Here is a 25,916-nt window from a genome sequence, read left to right as displayed (position 1 = left end):
ACCGACTGGCCGGTAGCGTCAGCGCTCGGACGCGTCTGTCCGATTCGGGGCGCAGCGGGGGAGTGCGGCTTTACGCTTGAAGACAGCCCGTCGCGAGCGGGCTGACGCCGGGCTGTGCGGACCGGCGCGGGGACTCCTCAGTACGGCGGGTGCCCGGCAGGCCGGTCGGCTCCCGCGAGGTCCGTCCGCCGCCCGCCGGGCGTCCTCGGTCGCCTGCCCCCACGGGGCGGTGCGCGGCTGCTGGCTGCATGCCGCGCAGCTGAGCCGTCGCTGCGCCCGGCGACACGGCGGCGTGCTGCAGGGGGCGGACGGAGGCAGTGGATGCGGCGACTTCGGGGGGCTGCCGGGGAAAGGGCCCGGGCGGCGACGCTGTGGCTGGTGCACGGTGTGGGAGACGGGACGGCGACCGGGCCGCTTCTGCTGGGAGCGCTGGTGCTGGTGCTCGGCGGGGCGCCGCTGATCCCGCTGGGGCTCGTGGTCGGCGCCTCGGCGCCGGGCCTGCTGCCGCTCTTCGCGGTACCGCTGGCGGTGCTGGTCACCGCCTGGTGGATCGCCCGCGGCCGGGCGCGCGACCAGCTCACCGATCCGCTCACGGGGCTGCCCAACCGCCAGGCGATGCTGGCCGCCGTGCGCGGTGCGCTGGCCCGCGCCAAGGCGCGGGAACGGGAGGACGAGCGGGTCGGGCTGATCCTCCTCGACGTCGACCGCTTCCGCGCCCTCAACGACACCCTCGGCCACGCGGCCGGCGACCGGCTGCTGGTCAGGATCGGCGAGCGGCTGCGACAGGCGGTCGGCCCCGGCGCGCTCACCGCCCGGCTCGGCGGCGACGAGTTCGCCGTCCTGCTGCCGGACGTCCCCGACCTGCCGGCCCTGGAGGCCACCGCCCGGGCGCTCTCCACCGAACTCGCCGCCCCGCTCAGCCTGGACGGGCTGCACCTGGTGATCGAGACCAGCGCCGGCGTCGCCGCCTGGCCGGACCACGCCGAGAACGCCGAGACCCTGATCCGCCGCGCGGACGTGGCCATGGGCCAGGCGCAGCGCGCCCGCAGCGGCGTCGAGTGCTACGCCCCCGAGCGGGACGCCGAGACGCCGCTCCGGCTCGGCCTCCTCGGCGACCTCCGCCGGGCGCTGGACACCGCGGAGGTCGAGCTCCACTACCAGCCGAAGGTGGCCTTCGACGGCCAGGTCGTCGGCCTGGAGGCGCTGGTCCGCTGGGACCGGGCCGGGCGCGGCCCGGTCAGCCCCGAGGAGTTCGTCGGCCTCGCCGAGTCCAGCGGCCTGATGCCGCACCTCACCGACTACGTGCTGGACGCCGCCGTCCGGCAGCTCGCCGACTGGCACGGCCAGGGCCTGCCGATCCAGGTCGCCGTCAACGTCTCACCGCGCGACATGCTCCGTCCGGGTTTCGCGGCCTCGGTCGCCGACCGCCTCGCCCGCTACGGGCTCCCGCCGTGCGCCCTCCTCCTGGAGATCACCGAGCGGCTCCTGCTGGAGGACGGGCAACTCGCCTCCGACACCCTGGAGGAGCTCCGCCGGCACGGGATCGGGATGTCCCTGGACGACTTCGGCACCGGGTACTCCTCGCTGGTCCGGCTGCGCAGGCTGCCGGTGGGCGAGCTGAAGATAGACCGCTCCTTCGTCTCCCGGATGGTCGCCGACGACCACGACGCGGCGGTGGTCCGCTGCTCGGTGCAGCTGGCGCACTCGCTGGGGCTCACGGTGGTCGCCGAGGGCGTCGAGGACGACGAGACCTGGGACCGGCTCAGCGCGATGGGCTGCGACGCGGTCCAGGGCTGGCTGGTCTCCGCGGCGCTGCCGGCCGACCAGGCGACGGCCTGGCTCCGGGTGCGCGCGAACAGCGCGCCGATGAGCCCGTAGGGCGCCGCCGGTTCGCCCGTCGGGCGTCATCCGGGGCACCCCCGGGAAAGCCCCGCGCAGCCCGCCCCCGCGGGTCCGTAGGATGGGGGCCGGACCACACCCGAGATCTCACCCTGAGGAATCGCCGCATGCCTGGCATCACGCGCGAGGAGGTCGCCCACCTCGCCCGGCTGTCGCGTCTGGAGCTGAAGAGCGAAGAGCTCGACCACTTCGCCGACCAGCTCAACGACATCGTCGACGCGGTAGCCCGCGTCAGCGAGATCGCCGCAGAAGACGTCCCGCCGACCTCGCACCCCCTCCCGCTCACCAACGTCTGGCGGAAGGACGAGGTGCGTCCTTCGCTGACGCCGCAGCAGGCGCTCTCCGGAGCCCCCGCCCAGGAGGAAGAGCGTTTCCGCGTGCCCCAGATCCTCGGGGAGGACTGACACCCGATGCCCGCCACCGACATCACCCGCTGGACCGCGGCCGAGACCGCCGAGGCCGTCGCCGCCGGCAAGGTCACCGCGGTCGAGGTCACCCAGGCCCACCTGGACCGGATCGCCGCGGTCGACGGCAAGGTGCACGCCTTCCTCCACGTGGACGCGGACGGCGCCCTCGCCCAGGCCCGCGCCGTGGACGCCAAGCGGGAGGCCGGCGAGAAGCTCGGCCCCCTGGCCGGCGTCCCGCTCGCCCTCAAGGACGTCTTCACCACCGAGGGCATCCCGACGACCGCCGGATCCAAGATCCTCGAGGGCTGGATCCCGCCCTACGACGCCACGCTGACCAAGCGTCTCAAGGACGCCGACGTGGTCATCCTCGGCAAGACCAACATGGACGAGTTCGCGATGGGCTCCTCCACCGAGAACTCCGCCTACGGCCCCACCGGCAACCCCTGGGACCTGGCCCGGATCCCCGGCGGCTCCGGCGGCGGCTCGGCCGCGGCCCTCGCCGCCTACGAGGCCCCCCTCGCGATCGGCACCGACACCGGCGGCTCGATCCGCCAGCCCGGCGCCGTCACCGGCACCGTCGGGGTGAAGCCGACCTACGGCGCGGTCTCCCGCTACGGCCTGATCGCCTTCTCCTCCTCCCTGGACCAGGGCGGCCCCTGCGCCCGCACGGTGCTGGACGCGGCCCTCCTCCACGAGGCGATCGCCGGCCACGACCCGCTGGACTCCACCTCCATCGACGCCCCGGTCCCGCCGGTGGTCGAGGCCGCCCGCAACGGCAGCGTGGACGGCATGCGGATCGGCGTCGTCAAGGAGTTCGGCGGCGAGGGCTACCAGCCCGGAGTCATGCAGCGCTTCAACGAGTCGGTGGAGCTCCTCCGCGAGCTGGGCGCCGAGGTGGTCGAGGTCTCCTGTCCCTCCTTCACCTACGCCCTCCCGGCGTACTACCTGATCGCCCCCTCCGAGTGCTCGTCCAACCTGGCCCGGTTCGACGCCATGCGCTACGGCCTCCGGGTCGGCGACGACGGCACGCGCTCCGCCGAGGACGTCACCGCCCTCACCCGCGAGGCCGGCTTCGGCCCCGAGGTGAAGCGCCGGATCATGCTGGGCACCTACGCCCTCTCCTCCGGGTACTACGACGCCTACTACGGCAGCGCGCAGAAGGTCCGCACCCTCATCACCCGCGACTTCGACCGCGCCTTCGCCGACGTGGACGTGCTGATCTCGCCGACCACCCCGACCACCGCCTTCCCGATCGGCGAGCGCGCCGACGACCCGATGGCGATGTACCTGGCGGACCTCTGCACCATTCCGTCGAACCTGGCGGGCAACGCGGCGATGTCCGTGCCCTGCGGCCTGGCGCCGGAGGACAATCTCCCGGTCGGCCTTCAGATCATCGCCCCGGCGATGGCCGACGACCGCCTGTACCGGGTAGGTGCGGCGGTGGAACGAGCGTTCACCGAGAAGTGGGGACACCCCCTGCTTGAGGAGGCACCGGCACTGTGAAGAGCGAGCACAGCGAGTTCAACGGCAGCGGCAGCACCGCCGACATCGAGAAGGCCGGCTCCGGCTCCAGGAGCGGCGGCAAGGCCCAGGCGCTGAAGGGCTTCAAGCACTCCAAGCCGGGCCTGCTGCTCTCCCTCGGCGGCAGCGCCTTCAGCGGGTTCAAGGCGACCCAGGAGATCCGCCGGGCGAAGTCGGAGCGGGACACCCTCAAGCTGATCAACGCGGTGGTCGGCGCCGCGGCCCTGATCACCGGCTCGCTGCTGGTGATCCGCGAGCTCCGCAACCTCAACAACGACGACATCCTGGCCGACTGACCCGTCGTCAGCCCGCTCCTAAGGATCTGAAGGAGTTGCACTTCCTGTGAGTACCGTCGACCTGGTGTCGTTCGACGACGCGTTGGCGACCTACGACCCGGTGATGGGCCTGGAGGTCCACGTCGAGCTGGGCACCCGCACCAAGATGTTCTGCGGCTGCTCGACCGAGCTCGGCGCGGCCCCCAACTCGCAGGTCTGCCCGACCTGCCTGGGCCTCCCGGGCGCGCTGCCGGTGGTCAACGCCACCGGCGTGGAGTCCGCGATCAAGATCGGCCTGGCGCTCAACTGCGAGATCGCGGAGTGGTGCCGGTTCGCCCGGAAGAACTACTTCTATCCGGACATGCCGAAGAACTTCCAGACCTCCCAGTACGACGAGCCGATCGCCTTCAACGGCTACCTGGACGTCCAGCTGGAGGACGGCGAGGTCTTCCGGGTCGAGATCGAGCGCGCCCACATGGAGGAGGACACCGGCAAGTCGACCCACGTCGGCGGTGCCACCGGCCGGATCCACGGCGCCTCCCACTCCCTCCTGGACTACAACCGGGCGGGCATCCCGCTGATCGAGATCGTCACCAAGCCGATCGAGGGCGCCGGCCGCCGGGCCCCCGAGGTCGCCCGGGCGTACGTCGCGGAGCTGCGCGAGCTGATCCGCGCGCTGGGCGTCTCCGAGGCGCGGATGGAGCAGGGCCAGATGCGCTGCGACGTCAACCTCTCCCTCCGCCCCATCGGCCGGGAGAAGTTCGGCACCCGCTCGGAGACCAAGAACGTCAACTCGCTGCGCAGCGTCGAGCGGGCGGTCCGGTACGAGATCGAGCGGCACGCCGCCGTCCTCGACGAGGGCGGGACGATCGTCCAGGAGACCCGGCACTTCCACGAGGACGACGGCACCACCACCTCCGGCCGGGTGAAGGAGGAGGCGGAGGACTACCGCTACTTCCCTGAGCCCGACCTGGTCCCGGTCGCGCCCTCGCGTGAGTGGGTCGAGGAGCTGCGCGCCGGCCTCCCCGAGCTGCCCCGGGTGCGCCGCGCCCGGCTGCAGGCCGAGTGGGGCCTCTCCGACAAGGACATGCAGGCCGCGGTGAACGCGGGCGCGGTCGACCTCATCGAGGCGACCATCGCCGAGGGCGCGCCGGCCGACCAGGCCCGCAAGTGGTGGCTGGGCGAGCTGTCCAGGACCGCCAACGAGACCCAGCGCGAGCTGGCCGCCCTGCCCATCACCCCGGCCCAGGTGGCGCGGGTCTCCGCCCTGGTCAAGGAGGGCAAGCTCAACGACAAGCTGGCCCGCCAGGTCATCGACGGCGTGCTGAAGGGCGAGGGCGAGCCGGACGAGGTCGTCGAGAAGCGCGGCCTCGCGGTCGTCTCCGACGAGGGCGCGCTGACCACCGCCGTCGAGGAGGCCATCGCCGCCAACCCCGGCGTCGCCGAGAAGATCCGCGGCGGCAAGGTCGCCGCGGCGGGCGCGCTGGTGGGCGCCGTGATGAAGGCCACCCGCGGCCAGGCGGACGCGGCCCGGGTCAAGGAGCTGATCCTCGAGAAGCTCGGCGTCTAGCCCGCACCCGCCCCGGGATCTGCGCAGCAGATCAGGGGCGCGGGGAACTGCGCGCCCGGATACCTACGGCGCCGCACTCGGCAACGGACCACGGGTTGCGACCCGGCCCCCGTCGCCGGCTGCGGCGCCGTTGCGCGCGGGCCGCGCAGTTCCCCGCGCCCCTGATCTGCTGCGCAGATCCCGGGGCCTAAGGGGGTCCGGGGGGCCTCCCCCCGGTCTCGGGAAGGGGCGGGCCCGGGGAATAAGGCCCCCCGCGGGGGGAACTTAGGGATCTCGCCCGATCCGCCGGCCCCACCTCAGCGAGCAGGATCAACTCCAGACACCGACCAAGGAGTTGACCCCACACCATGAGCGTCGCCGCAGACATCATGTACTTCCGGATGCGGGAAGCCGAGCTCCGCGCCCGCGCCGAGCAGGCCCGCCGCCTCGCCGAGGCCCGCACGACCCCCGTACGGCCCGTCAGGAGCGCCCCGGCGGAGTCCCAACCGGATCCCTCCCACCGCCCCCTGCTGCGCAGGTGGCTGCGGGCGTGAAAACGCGTCGAGCCCTGTCGGACCCGTATGGCATGCTCCAGAACGTGGAGCGCATACCGGTCAGCCCCGTCTTCGTCGGCCGCTCGGCGGAACTCGCCGCGCTGGAGGCCGCCCGCGAGCGCGCCTCCGCCGGCGAGCCGCAGGCGCTGCTGATCGGCGGGGACGCCGGCGTCGGCAAGACCAGGGTGCTGGAGGAGTTCACCGCCCGGGCAGCCGCCGAGGGAGCGTTCGTCGCCCTCGGCGGCTGCGTCGAGATCGGCGCCGAGGGCCTGCCCTACGCACCGCTGGTCACCGCCCTGCGGGCGCTCCACCGCGCGCTCGGCCCGGAGCTGGACGCCGCGCTCTCCGGCAGCGAGGGCCATCTCGCCCGCCTCCTCCCGGAGCTGGGCGAGGCGGTCGCCGAACCGCACGACCAGTACGGCCGGGCCAGGCTCTTCGACCACCTGGCCCGCCTCTTCGAGCGGATCACCGCCGACCGCACGGTGGTCCTGGCGGTGGAGGACCTCCACTGGGCCGACCGCTCGACCCGGGAGACCCTCCTCTACCTCATCCGCTCCATCCGCACCGGCTACCGCCTGGTCATCGTCGGCACCTACCGCACCGACGACCTCCACCGCCGCCATCCGCTCCGCCCGTTCCTCGCCGAGCTGGAGCGGCTGCGCACCGTCCAGCGGCTCGAACTGCCGCGGCTGGGCCGGGCCGAGGTCGCCGCCCAGCTCGCCGGCATCCTTGGCAGCGCCCCGGACGCGCCCCTCGCCGCCAGGATCCACCGCCGCTCCGACGGCATCCCGTTCTTCGTCGAGGAGCTCGCCGTCAGCCACCAGCAGGGCTGCACATCGGGCCTCACCGACTCCCTCCGCGACCTGCTGCTGGTCCGCGTCGAGGGGCTGCCCGAGGACACCCAGCGGATGCTGCGGGTGCTCGCCGAGGGCGGCTCCTCGGTGGAGTACGCGCTGCTCGCCGCCGTCCTCGACGACCTCTCCGAGGACCGGCTCGCGGCCGCGCTGCGGAGCGCGGTGGACGCCAACATCATCCGGCCCACCGACGACTGGGCCGGCTACCGCTTCCGGCACGCCCTGGTCCGCGAGGCCGTGGCGGACGATCTGCTGCCCGGCGAGTCCGGCCGCTTCAACCGGCGCTACGCGGAGGCGATCGAGGCCGACCCGTCGCTGGTCCCCGCCGACGCCCGGGCCGCCCGGCTCACCCGCTACTGGACCTGCGCCGGCGACCCCTCGCGCGCCCTTCCGCACGCCCTCCACGCGGCCCGCGCGGCCCGCCGCCGCAACGCCTTCGCCGAGCAGTTCCAGATGCTCGGCCGCGCCCTCGAACTGTGGCACCTGGTGCCCGACGAGGTGCTGGCCGGCCTCCGCGACATCGACTACGCCGAGTCGTACCCGGCCTGCGCCTGCGAGGACCCGTCGCACGACCACTCCGCCCTCAACTACCTGGACGCCCTCGCCGAGGCCGTGGTCGCCGCCCGGCTCTCCGGCGAGCGCGAACGCGGCTACGTGCTGACCAAGGAGGGCCTGCGGCTGGTCGACGAGCGGGAGGACCCGGTCCGCGCGGCCTGGTTCTGGTACCAGCGCTCCCGGATGGCCGGCTCCACCGGCCGCAGCGACGGCCGCCCCGAACTCCAGCGCGCCCGCGCCCTGCTGGCGGCGCTGCCGCCGAGCGCCGTCCAGTCCGAGGTGCTGAGCCGGCTGGCCGCCTGCGAGATGGTGGACGCGCCGAACGAGGAGGACCTGGTCACGGCGGAGCGGGCGGTGGAGATCGCCCGCGAGGTGGGGGACGAGCGCGCCGAGCTGCACGCCCGGATCACCCTGGCCGTGCTGCGCACCCACTTCGGGCAGGCCGTGCAGGGCTTCGACGACCTGGTCGGGGTCCTCGGCCGGGCCCGCGAGTCCACCGACCCGGACGTGGTCAGCAGGGCGTACGTCAACTTCTCCGACGTCTACGAGGGGCTGGGCCGCTCCGAGGACGCGGCCAGGCTGGCCGCCGAGGGGGCCGCGTACGTCGCCGCCTTCGGCCGGTCCAGCCCCGACCTGCTGGTGCTCCTCGGCAACCAGGCCGAGTCGCTGCTGAGCCTGGGCCGGGTGGAGGAGGCGGCGGTGCTGCTGGAGAGGGCGCGCGACGAGGTCCCGGCCGGCCCGCGGAAGCACACCACCTTCCCCGAGCGGCTGCGCGCCGAGCTGGCGCTGCTGCGCGGCGACGTCGAGGAGGCCGCGGCGGCGCTCTGCCGGGCCCGCGAGTCGGTGGTCCTGCAACAGGCGCAGTATCTGCTGCCGCTGTTCGACGTCGCCGTCCGGCTGCACACCCGCCAGGGCCGGTACGCCGAGGCGCGGGGCGAGCTGGAGCGCGCGCTGGACTACGCCCCGCGCGGCCGCCAGGCCCGTTACACCTGGCCGCTGCTGGTGCACGGCGCCACCTCGCTGGCCGACGCCCGGGGCCTGCCCGGCGCCGAGGGCGGACCGGCGGAGCGGGCCGTGCTGCTGGAGCGCATCCGGGAGGCGGCCGCCGCGCAGCCGGTGCACGGGCCGGTCACGGTCGCCTGGTCGGCGCTGCTGACCGCCGAACTCGCCCGCGCGGAAGGCGCGTCGGAGCCGGGGCTCTACCACCGGGCGGTGGAGCTGCTGGAGGCCACCGGGCTCCTCTACCCCCTCTGCGAGGCCCTCTACCGGGCGGCGGAGGCGGAGGCCGCGGCCGGGCAGGAGCGGCGGGAGGAGGCCGCGCGGCTGCTGCGCCGGGCGGACGAGGTCGCGCGCCGGCGCGGGGACCTCCACCTCCAGGGCGAGATCCTCCTGCTGGCCGGCCGCACCCGGCTGCCGCTGGAGGAGCAGCAGCCGAAGCCGGCGGAGCGCCAGGAGGCCGCCGACGCGGACCCGTTGGACGGGTACGGCCTCACCCGCCGGGAACGGGACGTGCTGCGGCTGGTGGTCGAGGGCCGGTCCAACCGCGGGATCGCCGAGGAGCTGTACATCTCGCCCAAGACGGCGAGCGTCCACGTCTCCCACATCCTCGGCAAGCTGGCCGTGGGCAGCAGGGGCGAGGCCGCGGCGCTGGCACACCGGCTGCGATTGCTTCCTGGCTGATCCCGACCGCTTCTTCTCGGTATTTGCGCGAAGTCGTCACTGCTGTGAAGGCTTCGCCCTACGATCCCGACATGTCGACTGATTGGATGCGGGTCTCCGGAGAATTCCCGGGGCCCGCTCCCTCCGCAGAACTGCGCGCCGACATCCCCCACCCGGCGCGCGTCTACGACTACCTGCTCGGCGGCAAGGACAACTTCCCGGTGGACCGCGCGGCGGCCGAGCGACTGCTCGCCGCGGAGCCGGAGGTGCGCTCGGTGGCGGTGGCCAACCGGGCCTTCATGCAGCGCGCGGTCCGCTACGCCGCCGAGGAGTTGGGGGTTCGTCAGTTTCTCGACATCGGCACCGGCATCCCCACGGCCGGACATACCCACGAGATCGCCCAGGCCGTGGAACCGGCGGCCCGGGTGCTCTACGTCGACAACGACCCGATCGTCCCGGTGCACGCCCGGGCGCTGCCGGCCGCCGCGGAGCGCGGGCGGCTCGGGGTGCTCCAGGCGGATCTCCGGGACCCCGAGAAGATCCTCGCCGCGGAGGAGCTGGCCCGGGTGATCGACCTCGGCCGGCCGGTCGCGCTGGTGCTCTGCGCCGTCCTCCACTTCGTGGAGGACGAGGCGCAGCCTCGCCGGATCGTCGAGCGGCTGCTGCGGCCGCTGGCCCGGGGCAGCGTGATCGTCCTGAGCCACGGCGTCCGGGACGGTCCGGACGGCGAACCCCGGTCCGCCGCCGCGGCGGTGGCCGATGAGATCTACCGGCCGTCGACCGGCGGCGTCCACCCCCGGACCCCCACCGAGGTCCTGGCGCTGCTGGCCGGCTGCGTCCCGGTGGCCCCCGGCCTGGTCCCGGTCGGGAAGTGGCGCCCGGACCTCGCGCCGACACCCACGTCCCCGCTCCCGCTGCACGGCGTCCTCGCCGTCAAGCGCTGAACCCCGCCCCGGTGGGCCCCTCGGGCTCGCCGGGGCCCGGCGCAGGACCCGGGGCGGGACGGGGGCGAAGAGGAACACCCGGCACGCCGCAGTCCTACAGTCGAACCCATGACGACCGATCAACCTGCCCGCTACCTTCTCCCCTACCCTCCCGAGGAGATCGGCGGCCTCCCGCCGGAACTCCCCGTCGCCGTATGGGACGGCAGCACCCCGCCCCCCGCCCCGGAGGCCCTCGCCCACGTCGAGTTCTTCTGCCTGCCCTATCTCAGGACGGCGAAGGCCGTCCCCCTCCTCACCCGACTCCCGGCCCTGCGCCTGGTGCAGACCCTCACCGCCGGCGTCGACGACCTCCTCCCGCACCTGCCCCCCGGCGTAGCCGCCTGCAACGCCCGCGGCCTCCACGACGCCAGCACCGCAGAGCTCGCCGTGACCCTCGCCCTCGCCTCCCTCCGCGGCGTCCCGCAGTTCGTCCGCAACCAGGCACAGGGCCTGTGGAAGCAGGAGTTCCACCCCTCCCTCGCGGACCGCCGGGTGCTCATCGTCGGCTACGGATCGATCGGCACCGCGATCGAGGACCGGCTCCGCCCCTTCGAATGCGCGGAGATCGTCCGCGTCGCACGCTCCGCGCGCGAAGCACCCGCAGGGCGCGTGCACGCGATCTCCGAGCTCCCCGGACTGCTGCCGGACGCCGACCTGGTGATCCTGGTGCTGCCCCTCACCGACCAGTCCCGCGGCCTCGTCGACGCCGAGTTCCTGGCCGCGATGAAGGACGGGGCGCTGCTGGTCAACGTCGCCCGCGGCCCGATCGTGGACACCAAGGCGCTGCTCGCGGAGCTGGAGTCGGGCCGGCTCCGCGCCGCCCTGGACGTCACCGACCCCGAGCCGCTGCCGGCCGGCCACCCGCTGTGGCAGGCGCCCGGTGTGCTGATCACCCCCCATGTCGGGGGCCCCAGTTCGGCCTTCCTGCCGCGGGCGCTGCGCCTGCTGCGCCGTCAGGTGCTCTGCTATCAGGCGGGGGAGGAGCCGCCCGGCCTCGTCGCCAGGGGGTGAACCGGCGCTTTCCGGATCGGTCGACGCGCCCGTGCACCTACCCATTACTCTGAGTTGAGTGTGCATGTCGCTGAGTGACGATTGTGGTGTATCGTCCAACCCCGGAGCACGAGGCACGCCCGGCGCATCCGTCGCGCGCGTCACGCCCGAAACGCACGTAGCCAGGCGTACTTCGGGGGGAGCAATCGCAGGAGGGGCCGCAGGAGTGTGGCCCGGGATTCTCGGTGTCCCCTGCGCCGCGAACACCCGGGCCGGAGGGGGAGATCCCGGGTGACTACCACTGACGCAGTGCTGACCGCCGCGACTCGCCGCGACGACCGTTCCCGTCGGGAGACCCGGCGGGAACGCCGTGTCGCCGCGGAGACGGTCCCGACGAGCCGACCGACAAGCCGTCTCACCGGCCGGCAGGCCGGACAGACGACCCCAGCAACCCCGACGAACAGCGCAGCGACCACGACCGCCGCCGTCCCCGCCGTCCCCGCCGCCCGCTCGGCCTCGCCTGCCGAGTCCTACGGCGCCGCCGACGGCCCGCGGGCGCCCTACGCCGCCGAGGCCGGCCCGGCTCCGGGGGAGCGCGCGGACGCCTACGCGCTGCCCAGCGCCGCGCTCCGCTCCGGCTGTCCGGACTATCTGGGCGACCCGGCCGACGCCCCGGCCGCCCAAGGCCAGGACCAGGTCCGGGACCGTGCCCGGGGGCAGGCCCAGGACCAGGTCCTGGGCACGGCCGTCCCCGCCGGCCCCGGCCGCCGCCCGTCCCGCCGCCCACGCGGACCCGCCGGCCGACTGTCGTCCAGAGCCCCCGGCCTGCCCGTGCTGGCGCTGTTCCTGATCTGCCTGGGCTACGGCCTCGGCTCCGCCACGGACTGGGGCCGCCATCTCGAACTCGCCGACTTCATGGGCGACTTCGGGCTGTCCGCGGGCGCCCTGATCGCGGCCCTGTCCTGCCTGGCGTACGGCTGCCTGCCGCGCGCCAGGGCCCGCGCGGCCTGGCTCTGCTTCGGCTTCTCGTCCCTGATGGTCGCCGTCGGCAACGGCGCCTGGGGCTGGTACGAGGTGGTGCTGCGGGTCTCCGTCCCCACCCCGTCGCTGGCCGACTTCGCCTTCCTGTTCTTCGCGCCGCCGGCCATCCTCGGCCTCCTTCTGCTGGCCAACCGGCCGCGGAGCGCCGCCGGTTGGCTCTGCCTGCTGCTGGACGGCTGGCTGATCGCCGGATCGCTGCTGACCCTCTCCTGGAGTCTGGCCCTGTCCCGGGCCGCCGCGGGCGCAGGCAACACCCTCCATGTCGCCCTGGCGCTGGCCTACCCGGTGCTGGACATCCTGCTGATCAGCATGGTCCTCGGGCTGCGCTTCCGCAGCCGGGACGGCAACCGGGCCGCGGTGCACACCGTCGCGCTGGCGCTGGCGGTGACCGTCCTCTGCGACGGGCTGTTCACCAACGCCACCGTGAACGGCTCGTACCACTCCGGGCATCTGCTGGACGCCGGCTGGTTCGCCGGCAGCATGCTGCTGGCGCGCGCCCCCTGGGCCGGCCGCGGGGTTCCCTGGGCCGCCGGCCCCGCTGCCGCGGCGGATCCCGCGGACAGCGGGAACGGGTCGGACGGTCTCCCCCCGCGTCGGCGGGTGGCGACCGTTTTCAGTGCGCTGACCCCGTACCTCGCCGCCGCGGTCTGCACCGTCGGGCTGCTGTTCAACGCCCTCGGCGACCACCCGATGGACCGCTTCGTGCTGGTCTGCGGCTGCACCGTGGTCTTCGCGCTGCTGGTCCGCCAGGGGGTGGTGCTGCTGGAGAACCTCCACCTGGCCCGTGAACTCGCCACCCAGGAGCGGCACTTCAGGTCCCTGGTGCAGGGCTCGTCGGACGTCATCATGATCGCAGGACCGGACGGCGTCCTCCACTACGTCTCCGCCGCCGCCACCGGCGTCTACGGCCGGGACGCCGGCCAGCTGGTCGGCACCCAGCTCACCGACCTGATCCACCAGGACGACCGGGGCCATGTGCTGTGGGAGGTGCAGCGCTACCTCGCCAAGCGACCGGAGGACGAGCCCACCGCCCGCATCGAGTGCCGGATCCGTTCCGGGACCGGGGACTGGCTGCACGTCGAGTCCACCGTCAACCGCTACCAGGACGGCCTGATCTTCAACAGCCGGGACGTCACCGAACGGGTGCGGCTGCAGGCCCAGTTGCAGCACAACGCGTACCACGACCCGCTCACCGACCTGCCCAACCGGGCCCTGTTCACCGAGCGGGTGCGGGCCGCCCTCAAGGGCCGCCGCGCCGACGACCGGCCGGCCGCCGAGGCCGCCGAGGCGATCCGTGCCGCCGAGGGCGGCGACCCGGCGGACGCCGCCGGGGCGACCGCCGTCCTCTACCTCGACCTGGACGGCTTCAAGGCGGTCAACGACACCGCCGGCCACCAGGTCGGCGACGAGCTGCTGGTGCACGCCGCCCGCCGGCTCCAGGAGACGGTCCGCGCCGGCGACACGGTCGCCCGCCTCGGCGGGGACGAGTTCGCCGCGCTGATCGGCGGCCGGGTCACCCGGGAGCAGGTCCGGGACATCGCCGACCGGCTGCGCACCGCCGTCTCCGCCCCGTACTGGATCGCGGGGGAGGAGCGCGGAGTGGCCGCGAGCATCGGCATCGCCTACGCCGAGCGCGGCATCGAGCCCGCCGACCTGGTACGCAACGCCGACCTGGCGATGTACCGGGCGAAACGCAACGGCAAGGGCCGGGTCCACGTCTACACCCCGGAGCTGAGGGCCGAGCTGGTCCGCCGCGCCGAGCGGGAGCAGCGGCTGCGGGCGGCCGTGCGGGAGGGCGAGTTCGCCCTCCTCCACCAGCCGGTGGTGGACCTGGCGACCGGGGAGGTCACCGGCCTCACCGCGCAGCCCCGCTGGCGCACCGCCCAGGGCGGCCTGATCACCCCGGCCGAGTTCCTCCGCACGGCGGGCGGCGGGGAGCGGGCGGCCCGGCTGGCCCGGTGGAGCGTCGAGCAGGCGGTGGCCAGGGCGGCTGCCCGGGCCCGCCGCCGAGACGGCCGGCCGTACCCGGTGACCGTGCGGCTGCCCGGCTACCGGCTGGCCGGGCCCGGCCTGGTCGAGACCGTGGCGGAGGCGCTGCGCCGGCACGCGCTGCCCCCGCGCACCCTGGTCCTCGCCCTCACCGGCAACGAGCCGGGGGAGCCCGGCGTCGGCGACTTCGACCAGCTGGTGCGCCGGATGCTGGCGCTCAAGCGGCTCGGCGTCGGCCTGTCGCTGGACGGCATCGGCGGCGGCGCGGCCCCGCTGAGCGGGCTGCGCCGGCTGCCGCTCGACCAGCTCACCCTGGACCGCGGGGTGGTGGAGGGGATCGCCGAGTCCGGCTTCCTGCGGAGCCTGGCCGGCTCGCTGCTCGGCCTCGGCCGGGAGCTGGGGCTCACCACGGTCGCGGACGGGGTGGACCTGCCGGAGCAGGCGGCGGTGCTGCGCGCGGCCGGCTGCGCCCGCGGCACCGGCCGGCTCTTCGCCGGGACGCTGGACGACGCGCGGCTGGCCGCGGTGGTCGGCCGCCCGTTCCCCCTCCCGGCCTGCGAGCCCGACGGGGCCCCGGCACCGTCCGGAACGCCGGCTGCTCCGGCGACCCCGGCAGCCCCGGCGACCCGGTCGGCCGCGGAGCCACCCGCGGGCCCGGCGGATCCGGCCGACCCGGGGCCGCCCAGCCCCCGATCGCCGAGCCCCGCAGCGGCGAGCCCCGAATCGGCCGGCCCCGAGACGGCCAGCCCCGAGACGGCGAGCCCCGGACGCGCGGCACCCGCGGTGGACCCCGGCGGGCCGGCCGGCCCCCCGCGGCCGGCGCCCGCGCCTGACGGGGTGTGAGACGCGCCGCCCGCCGACCCCGCGGAGAGACCCCGGAAAGTGCCCTTCATCACTGCGCCGAGCTGCGCAGACGCCTGCCCGGACGCGGGCTTCCCCGCTGCCCCCGCACTGGTCCGAATGGTGAGATCCGCGTCCCATGAGCTTGACAGCGACCAGGGGCCAGGAGGAAGGTCAAGGCCATGCGCACCCGAATTCTCGTACTTGGCAAGCGCGTCGGCTGACCACCACCCACCGACGCGCCCCCCTCGCATGCCTCAGGCACGAGGGGTTTTTTGTTGCTCCAACGGGTTCGCAGCCTCGCCGCTCGGACCGCTCGGATCCCGACGGGGCCCCAGCCCCCAGCACCCCCCTCTCGAACCCGCCACCCTCAGCCGAGAAGAGACAGGCAGATGACTGAGCAGGCCGCCGCCCACCATCGCGGGGAGGCATCGGCAGACGCCGGCGCCGCCCAACCGACCGTCGCCGAGACCATGTCCGGCGCACAGTCCCTCATCCGCTCCCTCGAAGCGGTCGGCGTCGACACCGTCTTCGGCCTCCCGGGCGGCGCGATCCTCCCGGCCTACGACCCGCTGATGGACTCCGAGAAGCTGCGGCACGTGCTGGTCCGCCACGAGCAGGGCGCCGGCCACGCCGCCACCGGGTACGCGCAGGCCACCGGCAAGGTCGGGGTGTGCATGGCGACCTCGGGCCCGGGCGCGACCAACCTGGTCACCCCGATCGCCGACGCCTACATGGACTCGGTGCCGATGGTCGCCATCACCGGCCAGGTGGCCTCCACCTCGATCGGCACGGACGCCTTCCAGGAGGCGGACATCTGCGGCATCACGATGCCGATCACCAAGCACAACTTCCTGGTCACCGACGCGGCGGACATCCCGCGGGTGATCTCGGAGGCCTTCCACATCGCGGCCACCGGCCGTCCCGGCCCGGTGCTGGTGGACGTCGCCAAGGACGCGATGCAGAAGCAGACCGTGTTCCGCTGGCCGGTCGAGCACCAGCTGCCCGGCTACCGCCCGGTGACCCGCCCGCACGGCAAGCAGATCCGGGAGGCCGCCCGGCTGCTGGCGCAGGCCAGGCGCCCGGTGCTGTACGTCGGCGGCGGCGTGCTCAAGGCCCGGGCCACGGCCGAGCTGAAGATCCTGGCCGAGCTGACCAAGGCCCCGGTGACCACCACCCTGATGGGCATCGGCGCCTTCCCCGACTCCCACCCGCAGCACCTGGGGATGCCCGGGATGCACGGCACGGTGGCCGCCGTCACCTCGCTGCAGAAGGCCGACCTGATCATCGCCCTGGGCGCCCGCTTCGACGACCGGGTGACCGGCAAGCTGGACGGCTTCGCCCCGTACGCGACCATCGTCCACGCGGACATCGACCCGGCGGAGATCGGCAAGAACCGGGCCGCGGACGTGCCGATCGTCGGCGACGCCCGCGAGGTGCTGGCCGACCTGATCGTCGCGGTCCAGAACGAGCTCGACCACACCCCCGGCGCCTGCGACTACACCGCCTGGTGGGAGCAGCTGGGCGGCTGGCGGAAGACCTACCCCCTGGGCTGGGACCCGGCTCCGGACGGTCTGCTGACGCCGCAGCAGGTGATCGAGCGGATCGGGCAGCTGGTCGGCCCGGACGCGATCTACGCGGCCGGCGTGGGCCAGCACCAGATGTGGGCCTCCCAGTTCATCCAGTTCGAGCACCCCGCGACCTGGCTGAACTCCGGCGGCGCCGGCACCATGGGCTACGCCGTCCCGGCGGCGATGGGCGCCAAGGCGGGTCAGCCCGGCACCGAGGTGTGGGCGATCGACGGCGACGGCTGCTTCCAGATGACCAACCAGGAGCTGGTCACCTGCGCGCTGAACAACATCCCGATCAAGGTGGCCGTGATCAACAACGGCTCGCTCGGCATGGTGCGGCAGTGGCAGACCCTCTTCTACAACGAGCGCTACTCCAACACCGTGCTCCACTCCGGCCCCGGGCACGACGGCAAGGAGCAGCCGGCCCAGGGCACCCGGATCCCGGACTTCGTGAAGCTCGCCGAGGCGATGGGCTGCCACGGGCTGCGCTGCGAGTCCCCGGACCAGCTGGACGCGGTGATCGAGCAGGCGCGTTCGCTGAACGACGCCCCGGTGGTCATCGACTTCATCGTCCACCAGGACGCGATGGTCTGGCCGATGGTCGCCGCCGGCACCAACAACGACGAGATCATGGCCGCCCGCGACGTCCGCCCCGACTTCGGCGACAACGAAGAGTGAGAGAGCGTCAGAACATGTCCAAGCACACCCTCTCCGTCCTGGTCGAGAACAAGCCCGGCGTGCTGGCCCGGATCGCGGCCCTGTTCTCCCGCCGCGGATTCAACATCGAATCGCTGGCCGTCGGACCGACCGAGCACCCCGACATCTCCCGGATGACCATCGTCGTCGCGGTGGAGGACCTGCCGCTGGAGCAGGTCACCAAGCAGCTCAACAAGCTGGTCAACGTGATAAAGATCGTCGAGCTCGACCCCGAGCAGGCGGTCCGTCGCGAACTGGTCCTGGCGAAGGTCCGGGCGGACAACGAGACCCGCTCGCAGATCGTCGAGATCGTGCAGCTGTTCCGCGCCAAGACGGTCGACGTCTCCCCGGACGCCGTCACCATCGAGGCCACCGGCAGCTCGGACAAGCTGGAGGCGATGCTCCGGATGCTGGAGCCCTTCGGCATCAAGGAGCTCGTCCAGTCCGGCATGGTCGCCATCGGCCGCGGAGCCCGCTCCATCACCGACCGCTCCCTCCGGGCGCTGGACCGCAGCGCGTAACCCACGCCGCTCACCCACGCCGCTCACCCACGCCGCGCGAGGGGCCACCCGCCCGCTCGCCGGCACCCCGCCGAGACCGCCGCCGGCCCACCCTGCCAGGCGCGGTCCACCGGTGCGGGAAGGGCCACGGGGGCTCAGCAGGCCTCGGCCCGACGCGCTTCGTCTCACCACCCGACCATCCCGAACGATCAACCCCGCGCGGCGCGTACGCTGCCCCGCAGGAACCGCAAGAAGAAGGAGACGCCCACCGTGGCCGAGCTGTTCTACGACGACGACGCCGATCTGTCCATCATCCAGGGCCGGAAGGTGGCGGTCCTCGGCTACGGCAGCCAGGGCCACGCGCACGCCCTCTCCCTCCGCGACTCGGGCGTGGACGTCCGGGTCGGCCTGAAGGAGGGCTCGAAGTCCCGCGCCAAGGCCGAGGAGCAGGGCCTGCGCGTGGTGACCCCCGCCGAGGCGGCCGCCGAGGCCGACGTCATCATGATCCTGGTGCCGGACCCCATCCAGGGCGACGTCTACAAGGAGTCGGTGGAGCCGCACCTCAAGGACGGCGACGCGATCTTCTTCGGCCACGGCTTCAACATCCGCTTCGGCTTCATCAAGCCGCCGGCGAACGTCGACGTCATCATGGTCGCCCCGAAGGGCCCGGGCCACCTGGTCCGCCGCCAGTACGAGGAAGGCCGCGGCGTCCCCTGCATCGTCGCCGTCGAGCAGGACGCCTCCGGCAACGCGCTGGCCCTCGGCCTCTCCTACGCGAAGGGCATCGGCGGCACCCGCGCCGGCGTCATCAAGACCACCTTCACCGAGGAGACCGAGACCGACCTCTTCGGCGAGCAGGCCGTGCTCTGCGGTGGCACCTCCGCGCTGATCAAGGCCGGCTTCGAGACCCTGGTCGAGGCGGGCTACCAGCCCGAGATCGCCTACTTCGAGTGCCTCCACGAGCTGAAGCTCATCGTCGACCTGATCTACGAGGGCGGCCTGGAGAAGATGCGCTGGTCGGTCTCCGAGACCGCCGAGTGGGGCGACTACGTCTCCGGCCCGCGGGTCATCACCGACGCCACCAAGGCCGAGATGAAGAAGATCCTGGGCGACATCCAGGACGGCTCCTTCGCCAACGCCTGGATGGCCGAGTACAAGGCCGGCCTCCCGAAGTACAACGAGTACAAGAAGGCCGACGAGTCCTCCCTCCTCGCCGAGACCGGCAGCAAGCTCCGCAAGCTGATGTCCTGGGTCGACGAAGAGGCGTGACGGGCGTCGACTGACCGCTCGTCGGCCGCTCTCCCGCCGTAGCGGGCTGGCCGCGCGGTTCCCCGCGCCCCTTTTCTGCGCCTTGGGCGCAGCGGCCCGAAGGGCCGGAAAGGGGCGCGGGGAACCGCGCGCTTCGGCAGGCCACTGACCTCCGGGGGCCGGGGCGGATTGTCCAGTCCGGCAGGGCCGTCCCCTCCGCACCTGCCAAACAGGCGAAAAGCGTTCCACCCCTCGTGGCTACTGTGGCGGTACGCGCTCGGCGAAGCGCGCACCGCGAGAACCCGCCCGCGAGGTTAGGACCACCGTTGAAGCCTGTCGTTCTCATCGCAGAAGAGCTCTCCCCCGCGACCGTCGACGCCCTCGGCCCCGACTTCGAGATCCGCACCTGCAACGGCGCGGACCGCGCCCAGCTCCTCCCCGCCCTCGCCGAGGTGGACGCCGTCCTGATCCGCTCCGCGACCAAGATGGACGCCGAGGCCATCGCGGCGGCGCAGAACCTCAAGGTGATCGCCCGCGCCGGCGTCGGCCTGGACAACGTGGACGTCCAGGCCGCCACCAAGGCCGGTGTGATGGTGGTGAACGCCCCCACCTCCAACATCGTCACCGCCGCCGAACTCGCCTGCGGCCTCCTGATCTCGACGGCCCGTCACATCCCGGCCGCCACCGCCGCCCTGAAGCAGGGCGAGTGGAAGCGCAGCAAGTACACCGGCGTCGAGCTCGCCGAGAAGACCCTCGGGGTGGTCGGCCTCGGCCGGATCGGCGTCCTGGTCGCCCAGCGGATGTCGGCCTTCGGCATGAAGGTGGTCGCCTACGACCCCTACATCCAGGCCGCCCGCGCCGCCCAGATGGGCGTCAAGCTGCTCTCCCTCGACGAACTGCTCGAGGTGTCCGACTTCATCACGGTCCACCTCCCGAAGACCCCGGAGACCCTGGGCCTGATCGGCGACGAGGCCCTCCACAAGGTCAAGCCCACCGTCCGGATCGTGAACGCCGCCCGCGGCGGGATCGTGGACGAGGGGGCCCTGATCTCCGCGCTGAAGGACGGCCGGGTGGCCGGCGCCGGCCTGGACGTCTACTCCTCGGAGCCCTGCACCGACTCGCCGCTCTTCGGCTTCGACAACGTGGTCTGCACCCCGCACCTCGGCGCCTCCACCGACGAGGCCCAGGAGAAGGCCGGCATCGCGGTGGCCAAGTCGGTCCGCCTGGCCCTGGCCGGCGAGCTGGTCCCGGACGCGGTCAACGTCCAGGGCGGGGTCATCGCCGAGGACGTCCGCCCCGGCCTCCCGCTCGCCGAGCGCCTAGGCCGGATCTTCACCGCCCTCGCGGGCGAGGTCGCCGTCCGCCTGGACGTGGAGGTCCGCGGCGAGATCACCCAGCACGACGTCAAGGTCCTCGAACTCTCCGCGCTGAAGGGCGTCTTCGAGGACGTCGTCGCCGAGACGGTCTCCTACGTCAACGCGCCGCTCTTCGCCCAGGAGCGCGGCCTGGAGGTCCGGCTGACCACCACCTCCGAGTCCCCGGACCACCGCAACGTGATCAGCGTCCGCGGCACCCTGAACGACGGCCGGACCGTCTCGGTCTCCGGCACCCTCTCCGGCCCGAAGCGGATCCAGAAGATCGTCGGCGTGGACAGCTTCGACGTGGACGTGATCCTCACCGACCACATGGCCTTCTTCCGCTACCAGGACCGGCCGGGAGTGGTCGGCACCCTGGGCCGGATCCTCGGCGACGCCGAGATCAACATCGAGGGGATGCAGGTCTCCCCGGACACCGAGAGCGGTGACGCGCTGGTCTCGCTGACCGTCGACCGGGAGATCCCGCAGCCGGTGCTGGCCGAGATCGTCGGCGAGATCGGCGCCAAGTTCGCCCGCTCGGTCGACCTGGCCAACTGAGCCGGCCCTGAGCCGGCCGGTCCGCCGCACGCTCAACTCACCCGGACGGGGCGCCGCACGCCCCGTCCGGGTGATTGCCGTCTCGGATAGTAGGAAGTCCGAGTAATTGTGCAGACAGCGACGGCCCGCCGTCGTACCGTGAGAAAAGCGAAGCCGACGCCGTCAGGCGATGCCGCGCAGGCGATCCCTGCTGCCCGCCGCACAGGCGCGATCCGGCGCTTCCCGGTGCCCACCCTCGCACCCGGTCTCCACCAGCAGTTCCCGCCAGCAGCGCGCAGATGCGCTTTTTCGCCTTGTCGCGAGGGGAGCCGTGTCATGCACAAGCCCTACCGTTACCACGCAGACGACCAGCGCCGGGCCGATGCCGCCGAGGCCCGCCGCAACGCCGCCGCCGCCCTCCAGCGCGCCCTCGACCGCAGGGACAACGGCGCCCCGGAGGATCAGGGCTGAGTAGACGCCCTGGTCTTGGCTGCGGAGGGCGCGGAAGGCGAAGAGGGCGCGGAAGGCGCGGAAGGGGCGGCCGCCGAGGCGGTGGCCCCCGCGACCGTGGCCGGCGGGCCGGCGCCCTCGGCCGGCGTGGCCGGGTCGGTGTGGCCGCGCAGCAGGATCCGCTTCGACAGCAGGTAGGTGAAGGGGATCGCGGCCACCGCGGCCAGCAGCGGCGCGTACCGCTTGTCCAGGCCGAGCCCGTTGACCAGCACCAGCGTCCCCACGCTGGTGACCACGTAGTTGGTCAGGTTGGTCAGCGGGAAGAAGAGGAACTTCCGCCAGGTCGGCCTGGTGCGGTAGGTGAAGTAGGTGTTCATGAAGAACGACCCGACCATGCTGATGATGAACGCCAGCGTGTACGCGATGAAGTACGGCATCCCGGTGTGCAGCAGCAGCCGGTAGCCGACGTAGAACGTCCCGGTGTTCACCCCGCCGACCAGGGCGAAACGGACGATCTGCGCCAGTTGCGGGCGCAGCCTCTGCACGGTCGTCGGCATCCTCAGCGCTCTCCCCGCCCGGTCTCCTCGCCCTGCTGGAGCAGGGCGCCCGCACGAGTATCCACCCGGTTCCCGGCCGGGAAGACCGAGCGCGGCACGTTGGTCTCCTTGACCAGGAAGTGCGGCCTGCGCTTGCTCTCGTAGTAGATCCGGCCGATGTACTCGCCGACCAGTCCGAGCATCACCATCTGGAGCCCGCCCAGTCCGACCACGGCCACCAGCAGGGTGACGTAGCCGGGCGCGGTGGGCCCGTTGACGATCGCCAGCGCGGTGATCACCACGGCGTAGGCCACCGCGATCGAGGCCAGCGTCAGGCCGAGGTAGATGCCCAGCCGCAGCGGGCGGCTGTTGAACGAGATCAGCCCGTCCAGGCCGTAGTTGAGGAGGGAGCCGAAGCGCCACTTCGTCTCGCCGGCCTCGCGCTGGGCGTTCTGGTAGTCGAAGGTGACGGTGTCGAAGCCGATCCAGGAGAACAGCCCCTTGGAGAAGCGGTTGTACTCCGGCATGGACAGCAGGGCGTCCACGGCCGGCCGGGAGAGGAGGCGGAAGTCGCCCACCCCGTCCTCCAGTTCGACGTCCACCACCCGGTTGACCATCCGGTAGTAGAGCCTGCTGAGGGCGCTGCGGACCCGCTTGTCGCCGTCCCGGGTCCGCCTGGCTATCACCTGGTCGTGGCCGAGGGAGTAGAGCTCCAGCATCCGGCCGATCAGGTGCGGCGGGTGCTGGAGGTCGGCGTCCATCAGCACCACCGCGTCGCCGGTGGCCTCGCGGAGGCCGGCCAGCATCCCGGCCTCCTTGCCGAAGTTGCGGCTGAAGGAGACGTACCGGGTGTCGTCCGGGCTGGCCTTGGCGAGGGCGCGCAGCCGGTCCAGGGTCCCGTCCCGGCTGCCGTCGTCGACGTAGCAGAGCTCGTAGTCGACGTCGAGGTCGGCGAGGGTCTCGCGGATCCTGGCGTCGAAGAGCTCGACGACCGCTTCCTCGTTGTAGCAGGGGACGACGATGGAGAGTCTCATGCTCATGGGCGACGTCACTTCTTCGGGGCCGGGCCGGCGGCTGCGGCGTCGGCGGAGTCGGGGGTGGCGGCGGCGCCGGGGGATCCGGCGCCGCGACGCCGGCGCAGTCCCGCGCCGACCGGGACCAGGACCAGGGCGGCCAGCGCGGCCCCGGTCCCGGCGAGCCCGGTGCGGAGACCGGGCGGTGTGTAGGAGCAGGAGACCGCGTTCGAGCCGGCGCCCAGGGGGGCCGCCAGCAGGCCGTGGTAGGAGGCCCCGGGACGGGTCGTCCGGCGGCCGTCGTCGGCGGTCGTGGTGCAGTTCCAGCCGGTGACGGCGGTGGTGGCGAAGACGGCGGTGCCGGTGCTGTGCGCGGGCAGCTCGGCGGCGATGCCGTGGCCGCCCGCGGTGACCTGGGTGGCCCCGGTCGCGTGCTGGGCGGCGGTCGCGGCGGACAGCGCGCGCGGGGAGAGGCAGCCGACCGGCTGGGCCGGCACCGTCTGCGCCCGGTTGGAGCCGAAGGCGACGGTGAACCGCCCGTTCGCCGGCACGGTGCCGATCCGGCGGAGCGGATTGGCGGTCATCCGCGGCGCGCGGCCGTTCAGCGCGGTCTCGCCGAGGACGCGGCCCGCGGTGGACTTGGCCGTCGCGGCCCCGCGGTACCAGGGCGCGTTGACGTAGATGCCGTCGCCCGCGGCGCAGGAGCCGCTGAAGCGGACCCAGGGCCCGCCCGCCGGGTGGCTCGGCACCGACCACTCGCCGTTCGCCAGCCGGGTGGCGGTGGGCGCCGAGGCGGCCGAGGGGGTCTTGGGCGCCGACGGAGTCGGGACCACCGCCGGGGCGCGCCAGACCGCCTTGCCGAGGAGGAGGTTCTGCAGCGCGAACGGGTCGTCCATCCGCAGCCGGGCGGTGTCCCCGCCGTGGTGGACGGTGACCAGCGGGGAGTAAGCGCCGACGGCCTTCTGCACGGTCTCCTTCGCGGTCCCGTGGGAGTAGAGGGCGTGCGAGACCCCGAAGATCGCCCGGGAGCCGGGGTCGGTCGGGCTCAGCAGGTGACGCCCGTTCATGTACCAGCCCATGCCCAGGTCGTAGAAGGTCTGGGCGGTCACGTCCGGCACATAGGAGCTGTAGTAGGCGCCGCCCTCGCCGCCGAGCAGCAGCGGGTCGTTGTCCGCGAACAGATGCGGGCCGGACTCGGTGCGGGCCTTCGGCCAGGTGTCGGTGGCCAGCAGCGACCTGTGGGCCGCCTCGCTGGCGGCGTCCATGGTGACGTGCGGGGCGAAGAAGGGCACCCGGTTCCGCAGCGCGTTGATCCCGTACACCGACAGGGTGGAGCAGCCCAGTACCAGCACCCCGAGCACCGCGCCGGTCCCGCGCAGCGCCCAGCGCCGGCGCCGCGGCGAGCGCAGCCCGCGGGCCAGATGGAGGGCGAGCAGCGCCAGCAGGGTGAGGGTGCCGAAGCCGAGCACCGCCGTCCAGCTGTACTTGTTGGTGTCCGGCCGGGTGGCGGCGACCAGCGCGACCACGGCGGTGAGCACGGCCCCGCCGAGGAGTTCGAGGGGGCGCGGCCGGCGGGCCAGCGCCAGCCAGGCGACCATCGTGCCCAGCGCGCTGAGGACGAACGCCTCCCGGTAGGGGCTGCCGTTGGGGATGGCGAAGCCCTGCCAGAGGAGGATGGTCGGCTTCCAGACGAAGGAGGCCGCCACCACCAGCAGCAGCCCGCACCACAGCGTCCGCTCGAGTCCGCGGATCCGCCGCATGAACGGGAAGGCCAGGATCAGGACCAGTCCGAGCATCCCGATCGCCACATACGGCACCCCGTACGTGGCCCGGGTCCCCGGCAGCAACTGGCCCGCGAAGTCCAGGGGGTTGAGGATCTTGTAGCCGGTGACCCCGCCCGGCACCGCCAGCCGGCTGGACTTCAGGCAGACCAGCAGCACCGGCAGTGCCAGCACCAGTCCGGTGGCCATCAGGGCGGCGGCCCGCAGCAGTGCCCGGAACTTCTCCCTCCGGTCACCGCCCGCCAGCCACAGCCGCACCAGGAACACCAGCACCGCGCAGAGCGAGGCCATCGAGGCGGTGTAGAAGTTGCCGAACCAGGCCAGCGCCACCAGCAGCGACCCGCCGATCCACCCACCCGGGCGGAGCGGCCCGCGCAGCGCCCGGTCCAGGACGATCCCCAGCATGGGGATGGCGACCAGGCCCCAGAGCCACATCGGGTCCGCGGAGGCGTCGTTGAGGGCCCAGGCGCAGGTGCCGTAACCGGTGCCGAGGAGCGCCCGCAGCCAGGGCGAGCCCGGGTGCAGCCGGCGCAGGAACGCGGTCATCACCGCGGCGGCCAGGCCGATCGAGAGGAGGGTGGTGAGGAAGACCGGGAGGTCGACCTCGTCGCGCGGGAAGAAGTAGGTCAGCCAGGAGAAGGGGTTGGCCAGGTAGGTGAGGAAGTCCCCGAGGAAGGGGACTCCGTAGCCGCTGTTCCAGTTGAAGAGGAGGTCGCCCGCGCCGGGCGCGCCGTGCATCAGGTCCCAGAGATGGGCGTGGAACGGCACGAACTGGTTGCCCAGGTCGTTGATCGCCCGCCCGCGCGAGCCGAACGGGTAGGTGTTCAGCTTGGCGGTGCCGATGCAGAACGCGGCCATCGCCGCCAGCGCGGCGAGGAGGGCGGCGGCGGACTCCGCACCGGGGCGGCGCAGGCCGAGGCGGCGCACCCGCACCCCGGGCGCGGCCGAAGGGCCGGCCGGGTGGGGGCCGCTGCTGCTGCTCGTGCGCCCTTGCGCGGTCGTGCTCACAACCCGTACTCCTGCTTCTCCGGGGCACCGGACGCCTCCACGGCCGGGTGCCGCCGGACATCGTCCACTCTTCGAGTAAAAGCCGGTTGTGAGCCGTTCACTCGT

The 25,916-nt window shown here is 73.3% G+C and carries 17 protein-coding genes and 1 pseudogene; 15 read left to right on the top strand and 3 right to left on the bottom strand.

Annotated elements, in window-relative coordinates:
* Nucleotides 1-369: 369 nt before the first annotated feature.
* The 15 genes and pseudogenes from BS73_RS14785 to BS73_RS40355 all read left to right on the top strand — a co-directional run.
* A pseudogene (locus BS73_RS14785) lies at nucleotides 370-1,878 on the top strand (putative bifunctional diguanylate cyclase/phosphodiesterase); the annotation flags it as partial.
* 128 nt (nucleotides 1,879-2,006) lie between these two features.
* On the top strand, nucleotides 2,007-2,303 hold the full coding sequence (gene gatC, locus BS73_RS14780) for an Asp-tRNA(Asn)/Glu-tRNA(Gln) amidotransferase subunit GatC (RefSeq protein ID WP_037572615.1): 297 nt from the start codon (nucleotides 2,007-2,009) through the stop codon (nucleotides 2,301-2,303).
* Between the two features lie 6 nt (nucleotides 2,304-2,309).
* Nucleotides 2,310-3,809 carry an Asp-tRNA(Asn)/Glu-tRNA(Gln) amidotransferase subunit GatA gene (gene gatA / locus BS73_RS14775; protein WP_037572612.1) on the top strand — a complete coding sequence of 500 codons (1,500 nt, stop codon included), beginning with the start codon at nucleotides 2,310-2,312 and terminating at the stop codon, nucleotides 3,807-3,809.
* Nucleotides 3,806-4,123: a hypothetical protein gene (locus tag BS73_RS14770; protein WP_235215415.1), complete on the top strand. Its 318-nt coding sequence runs from the start codon at nucleotides 3,806-3,808 to the stop codon at nucleotides 4,121-4,123. Before gatA ends, BS73_RS14770 begins: the two co-directional genes overlap by 4 nt.
* A gap of 46 nt (nucleotides 4,124-4,169) precedes the next feature.
* Nucleotides 4,170-5,672 (top strand): Asp-tRNA(Asn)/Glu-tRNA(Gln) amidotransferase subunit GatB, encoded by a 1,503-nt coding sequence (gene gatB, locus BS73_RS14765; RefSeq protein WP_037572601.1) that lies wholly within the window; start codon nucleotides 4,170-4,172, stop codon nucleotides 5,670-5,672.
* Nucleotides 5,673-6,019: 347 nt separating this feature from the next.
* Nucleotides 6,020-6,205: a hypothetical protein gene (locus BS73_RS14760; protein ID WP_037572598.1), complete on the top strand. Its 186-nt coding sequence runs from the start codon at nucleotides 6,020-6,022 to the stop codon at nucleotides 6,203-6,205.
* Nucleotides 6,206-6,237: 32 nt separating this feature from the next.
* Nucleotides 6,238-9,294: a helix-turn-helix transcriptional regulator gene (locus tag BS73_RS14755; protein WP_084704068.1), complete on the top strand. Its 3,057-nt coding sequence runs from the start codon at nucleotides 6,238-6,240 to the stop codon at nucleotides 9,292-9,294.
* A gap of 71 nt (nucleotides 9,295-9,365) precedes the next feature.
* The gene (locus BS73_RS14750; protein WP_063836995.1) at nucleotides 9,366-10,217 is read left to right on the top strand and encodes an SAM-dependent methyltransferase; all 852 of its coding nucleotides are present in this window, start codon (nucleotides 9,366-9,368) and stop codon (nucleotides 10,215-10,217) included.
* Nucleotides 10,218-10,325: 108 nt separating this feature from the next.
* Nucleotides 10,326-11,267, top strand: a complete 942-nt coding sequence (locus BS73_RS14745) for a 2-hydroxyacid dehydrogenase (RefSeq protein ID WP_037572589.1) — start codon at nucleotides 10,326-10,328, stop codon at nucleotides 11,265-11,267.
* A 714-nt stretch (nucleotides 11,268-11,981) separates the two neighbouring features.
* Nucleotides 11,982-15,119, top strand: coding sequence for a putative bifunctional diguanylate cyclase/phosphodiesterase (locus tag BS73_RS14740; RefSeq protein ID WP_084704670.1), 3,138 nt, complete (start codon nucleotides 11,982-11,984; stop codon nucleotides 15,117-15,119).
* A 389-nt stretch (nucleotides 15,120-15,508) separates the two neighbouring features.
* Nucleotides 15,509-17,365 (top strand): acetolactate synthase large subunit, encoded by a 1,857-nt coding sequence (locus tag BS73_RS14735; RefSeq protein ID WP_037572586.1) that lies wholly within the window; start codon nucleotides 15,509-15,511, stop codon nucleotides 17,363-17,365.
* Between the two features lie 14 nt (nucleotides 17,366-17,379).
* The gene (ilvN, locus tag BS73_RS14730) at nucleotides 17,380-17,904 is read left to right on the top strand and encodes an acetolactate synthase small subunit (protein ID WP_037572583.1); all 525 of its coding nucleotides are present in this window, start codon (nucleotides 17,380-17,382) and stop codon (nucleotides 17,902-17,904) included.
* Nucleotides 17,905-18,153: 249 nt separating this feature from the next.
* Complete coding sequence (gene ilvC / locus BS73_RS14725) at nucleotides 18,154-19,152, top strand: ketol-acid reductoisomerase (protein WP_037572580.1); 999 nt, start codon at nucleotides 18,154-18,156, stop codon at nucleotides 19,150-19,152.
* 305 nt (nucleotides 19,153-19,457) lie between these two features.
* Nucleotides 19,458-21,044, top strand: coding sequence for a phosphoglycerate dehydrogenase (gene serA / locus BS73_RS14720; RefSeq protein WP_037572577.1), 1,587 nt, complete (start codon nucleotides 19,458-19,460; stop codon nucleotides 21,042-21,044).
* Between the two features lie 315 nt (nucleotides 21,045-21,359).
* Nucleotides 21,360-21,494 carry a hypothetical protein gene (locus BS73_RS40355; RefSeq protein ID WP_265736858.1) on the top strand — a complete coding sequence of 45 codons (135 nt, stop codon included), beginning with the start codon at nucleotides 21,360-21,362 and terminating at the stop codon, nucleotides 21,492-21,494.
* Here the strand turns inward: BS73_RS40355 and BS73_RS14715 are convergent.
* The 3 genes from BS73_RS14715 to BS73_RS14705 are packed head-to-tail and all read right to left on the bottom strand — an operon-like array spanning nucleotide 21,485 to nucleotide 25,811.
* Nucleotides 21,485-22,030, bottom strand: coding sequence for a GtrA family protein (locus BS73_RS14715; RefSeq protein WP_084704067.1), 546 nt, complete (start codon nucleotides 22,028-22,030; stop codon nucleotides 21,485-21,487). The genes BS73_RS40355 and BS73_RS14715 overlap by 10 nt on opposite strands.
* Nucleotides 22,031-22,032: 2 nt before the next feature.
* Nucleotides 22,033-23,043, bottom strand: a complete 1,011-nt coding sequence (locus tag BS73_RS14710; protein WP_084704669.1) for a glycosyltransferase family 2 protein — start codon at nucleotides 23,041-23,043, stop codon at nucleotides 22,033-22,035.
* Nucleotides 23,044-23,057: 14 nt separating this feature from the next.
* Nucleotides 23,058-25,811 carry a YfhO family protein gene (locus BS73_RS14705; RefSeq protein WP_051939946.1) on the bottom strand — a complete coding sequence of 918 codons (2,754 nt, stop codon included), beginning with the start codon at nucleotides 25,809-25,811 and terminating at the stop codon, nucleotides 23,058-23,060.
* Nucleotides 25,812-25,916 lie beyond the last annotated feature (105 nt).

The organism is Phaeacidiphilus oryzae TH49 (assembly GCF_000744815.1).
Lineage (GTDB): Bacteria > Actinomycetota > Actinomycetes > Streptomycetales > Streptomycetaceae > Phaeacidiphilus > Phaeacidiphilus oryzae.
Note: the sequence above shows the minus strand (reverse complement) of the source record. Positions and strands in the feature narration are given on the sequence as shown.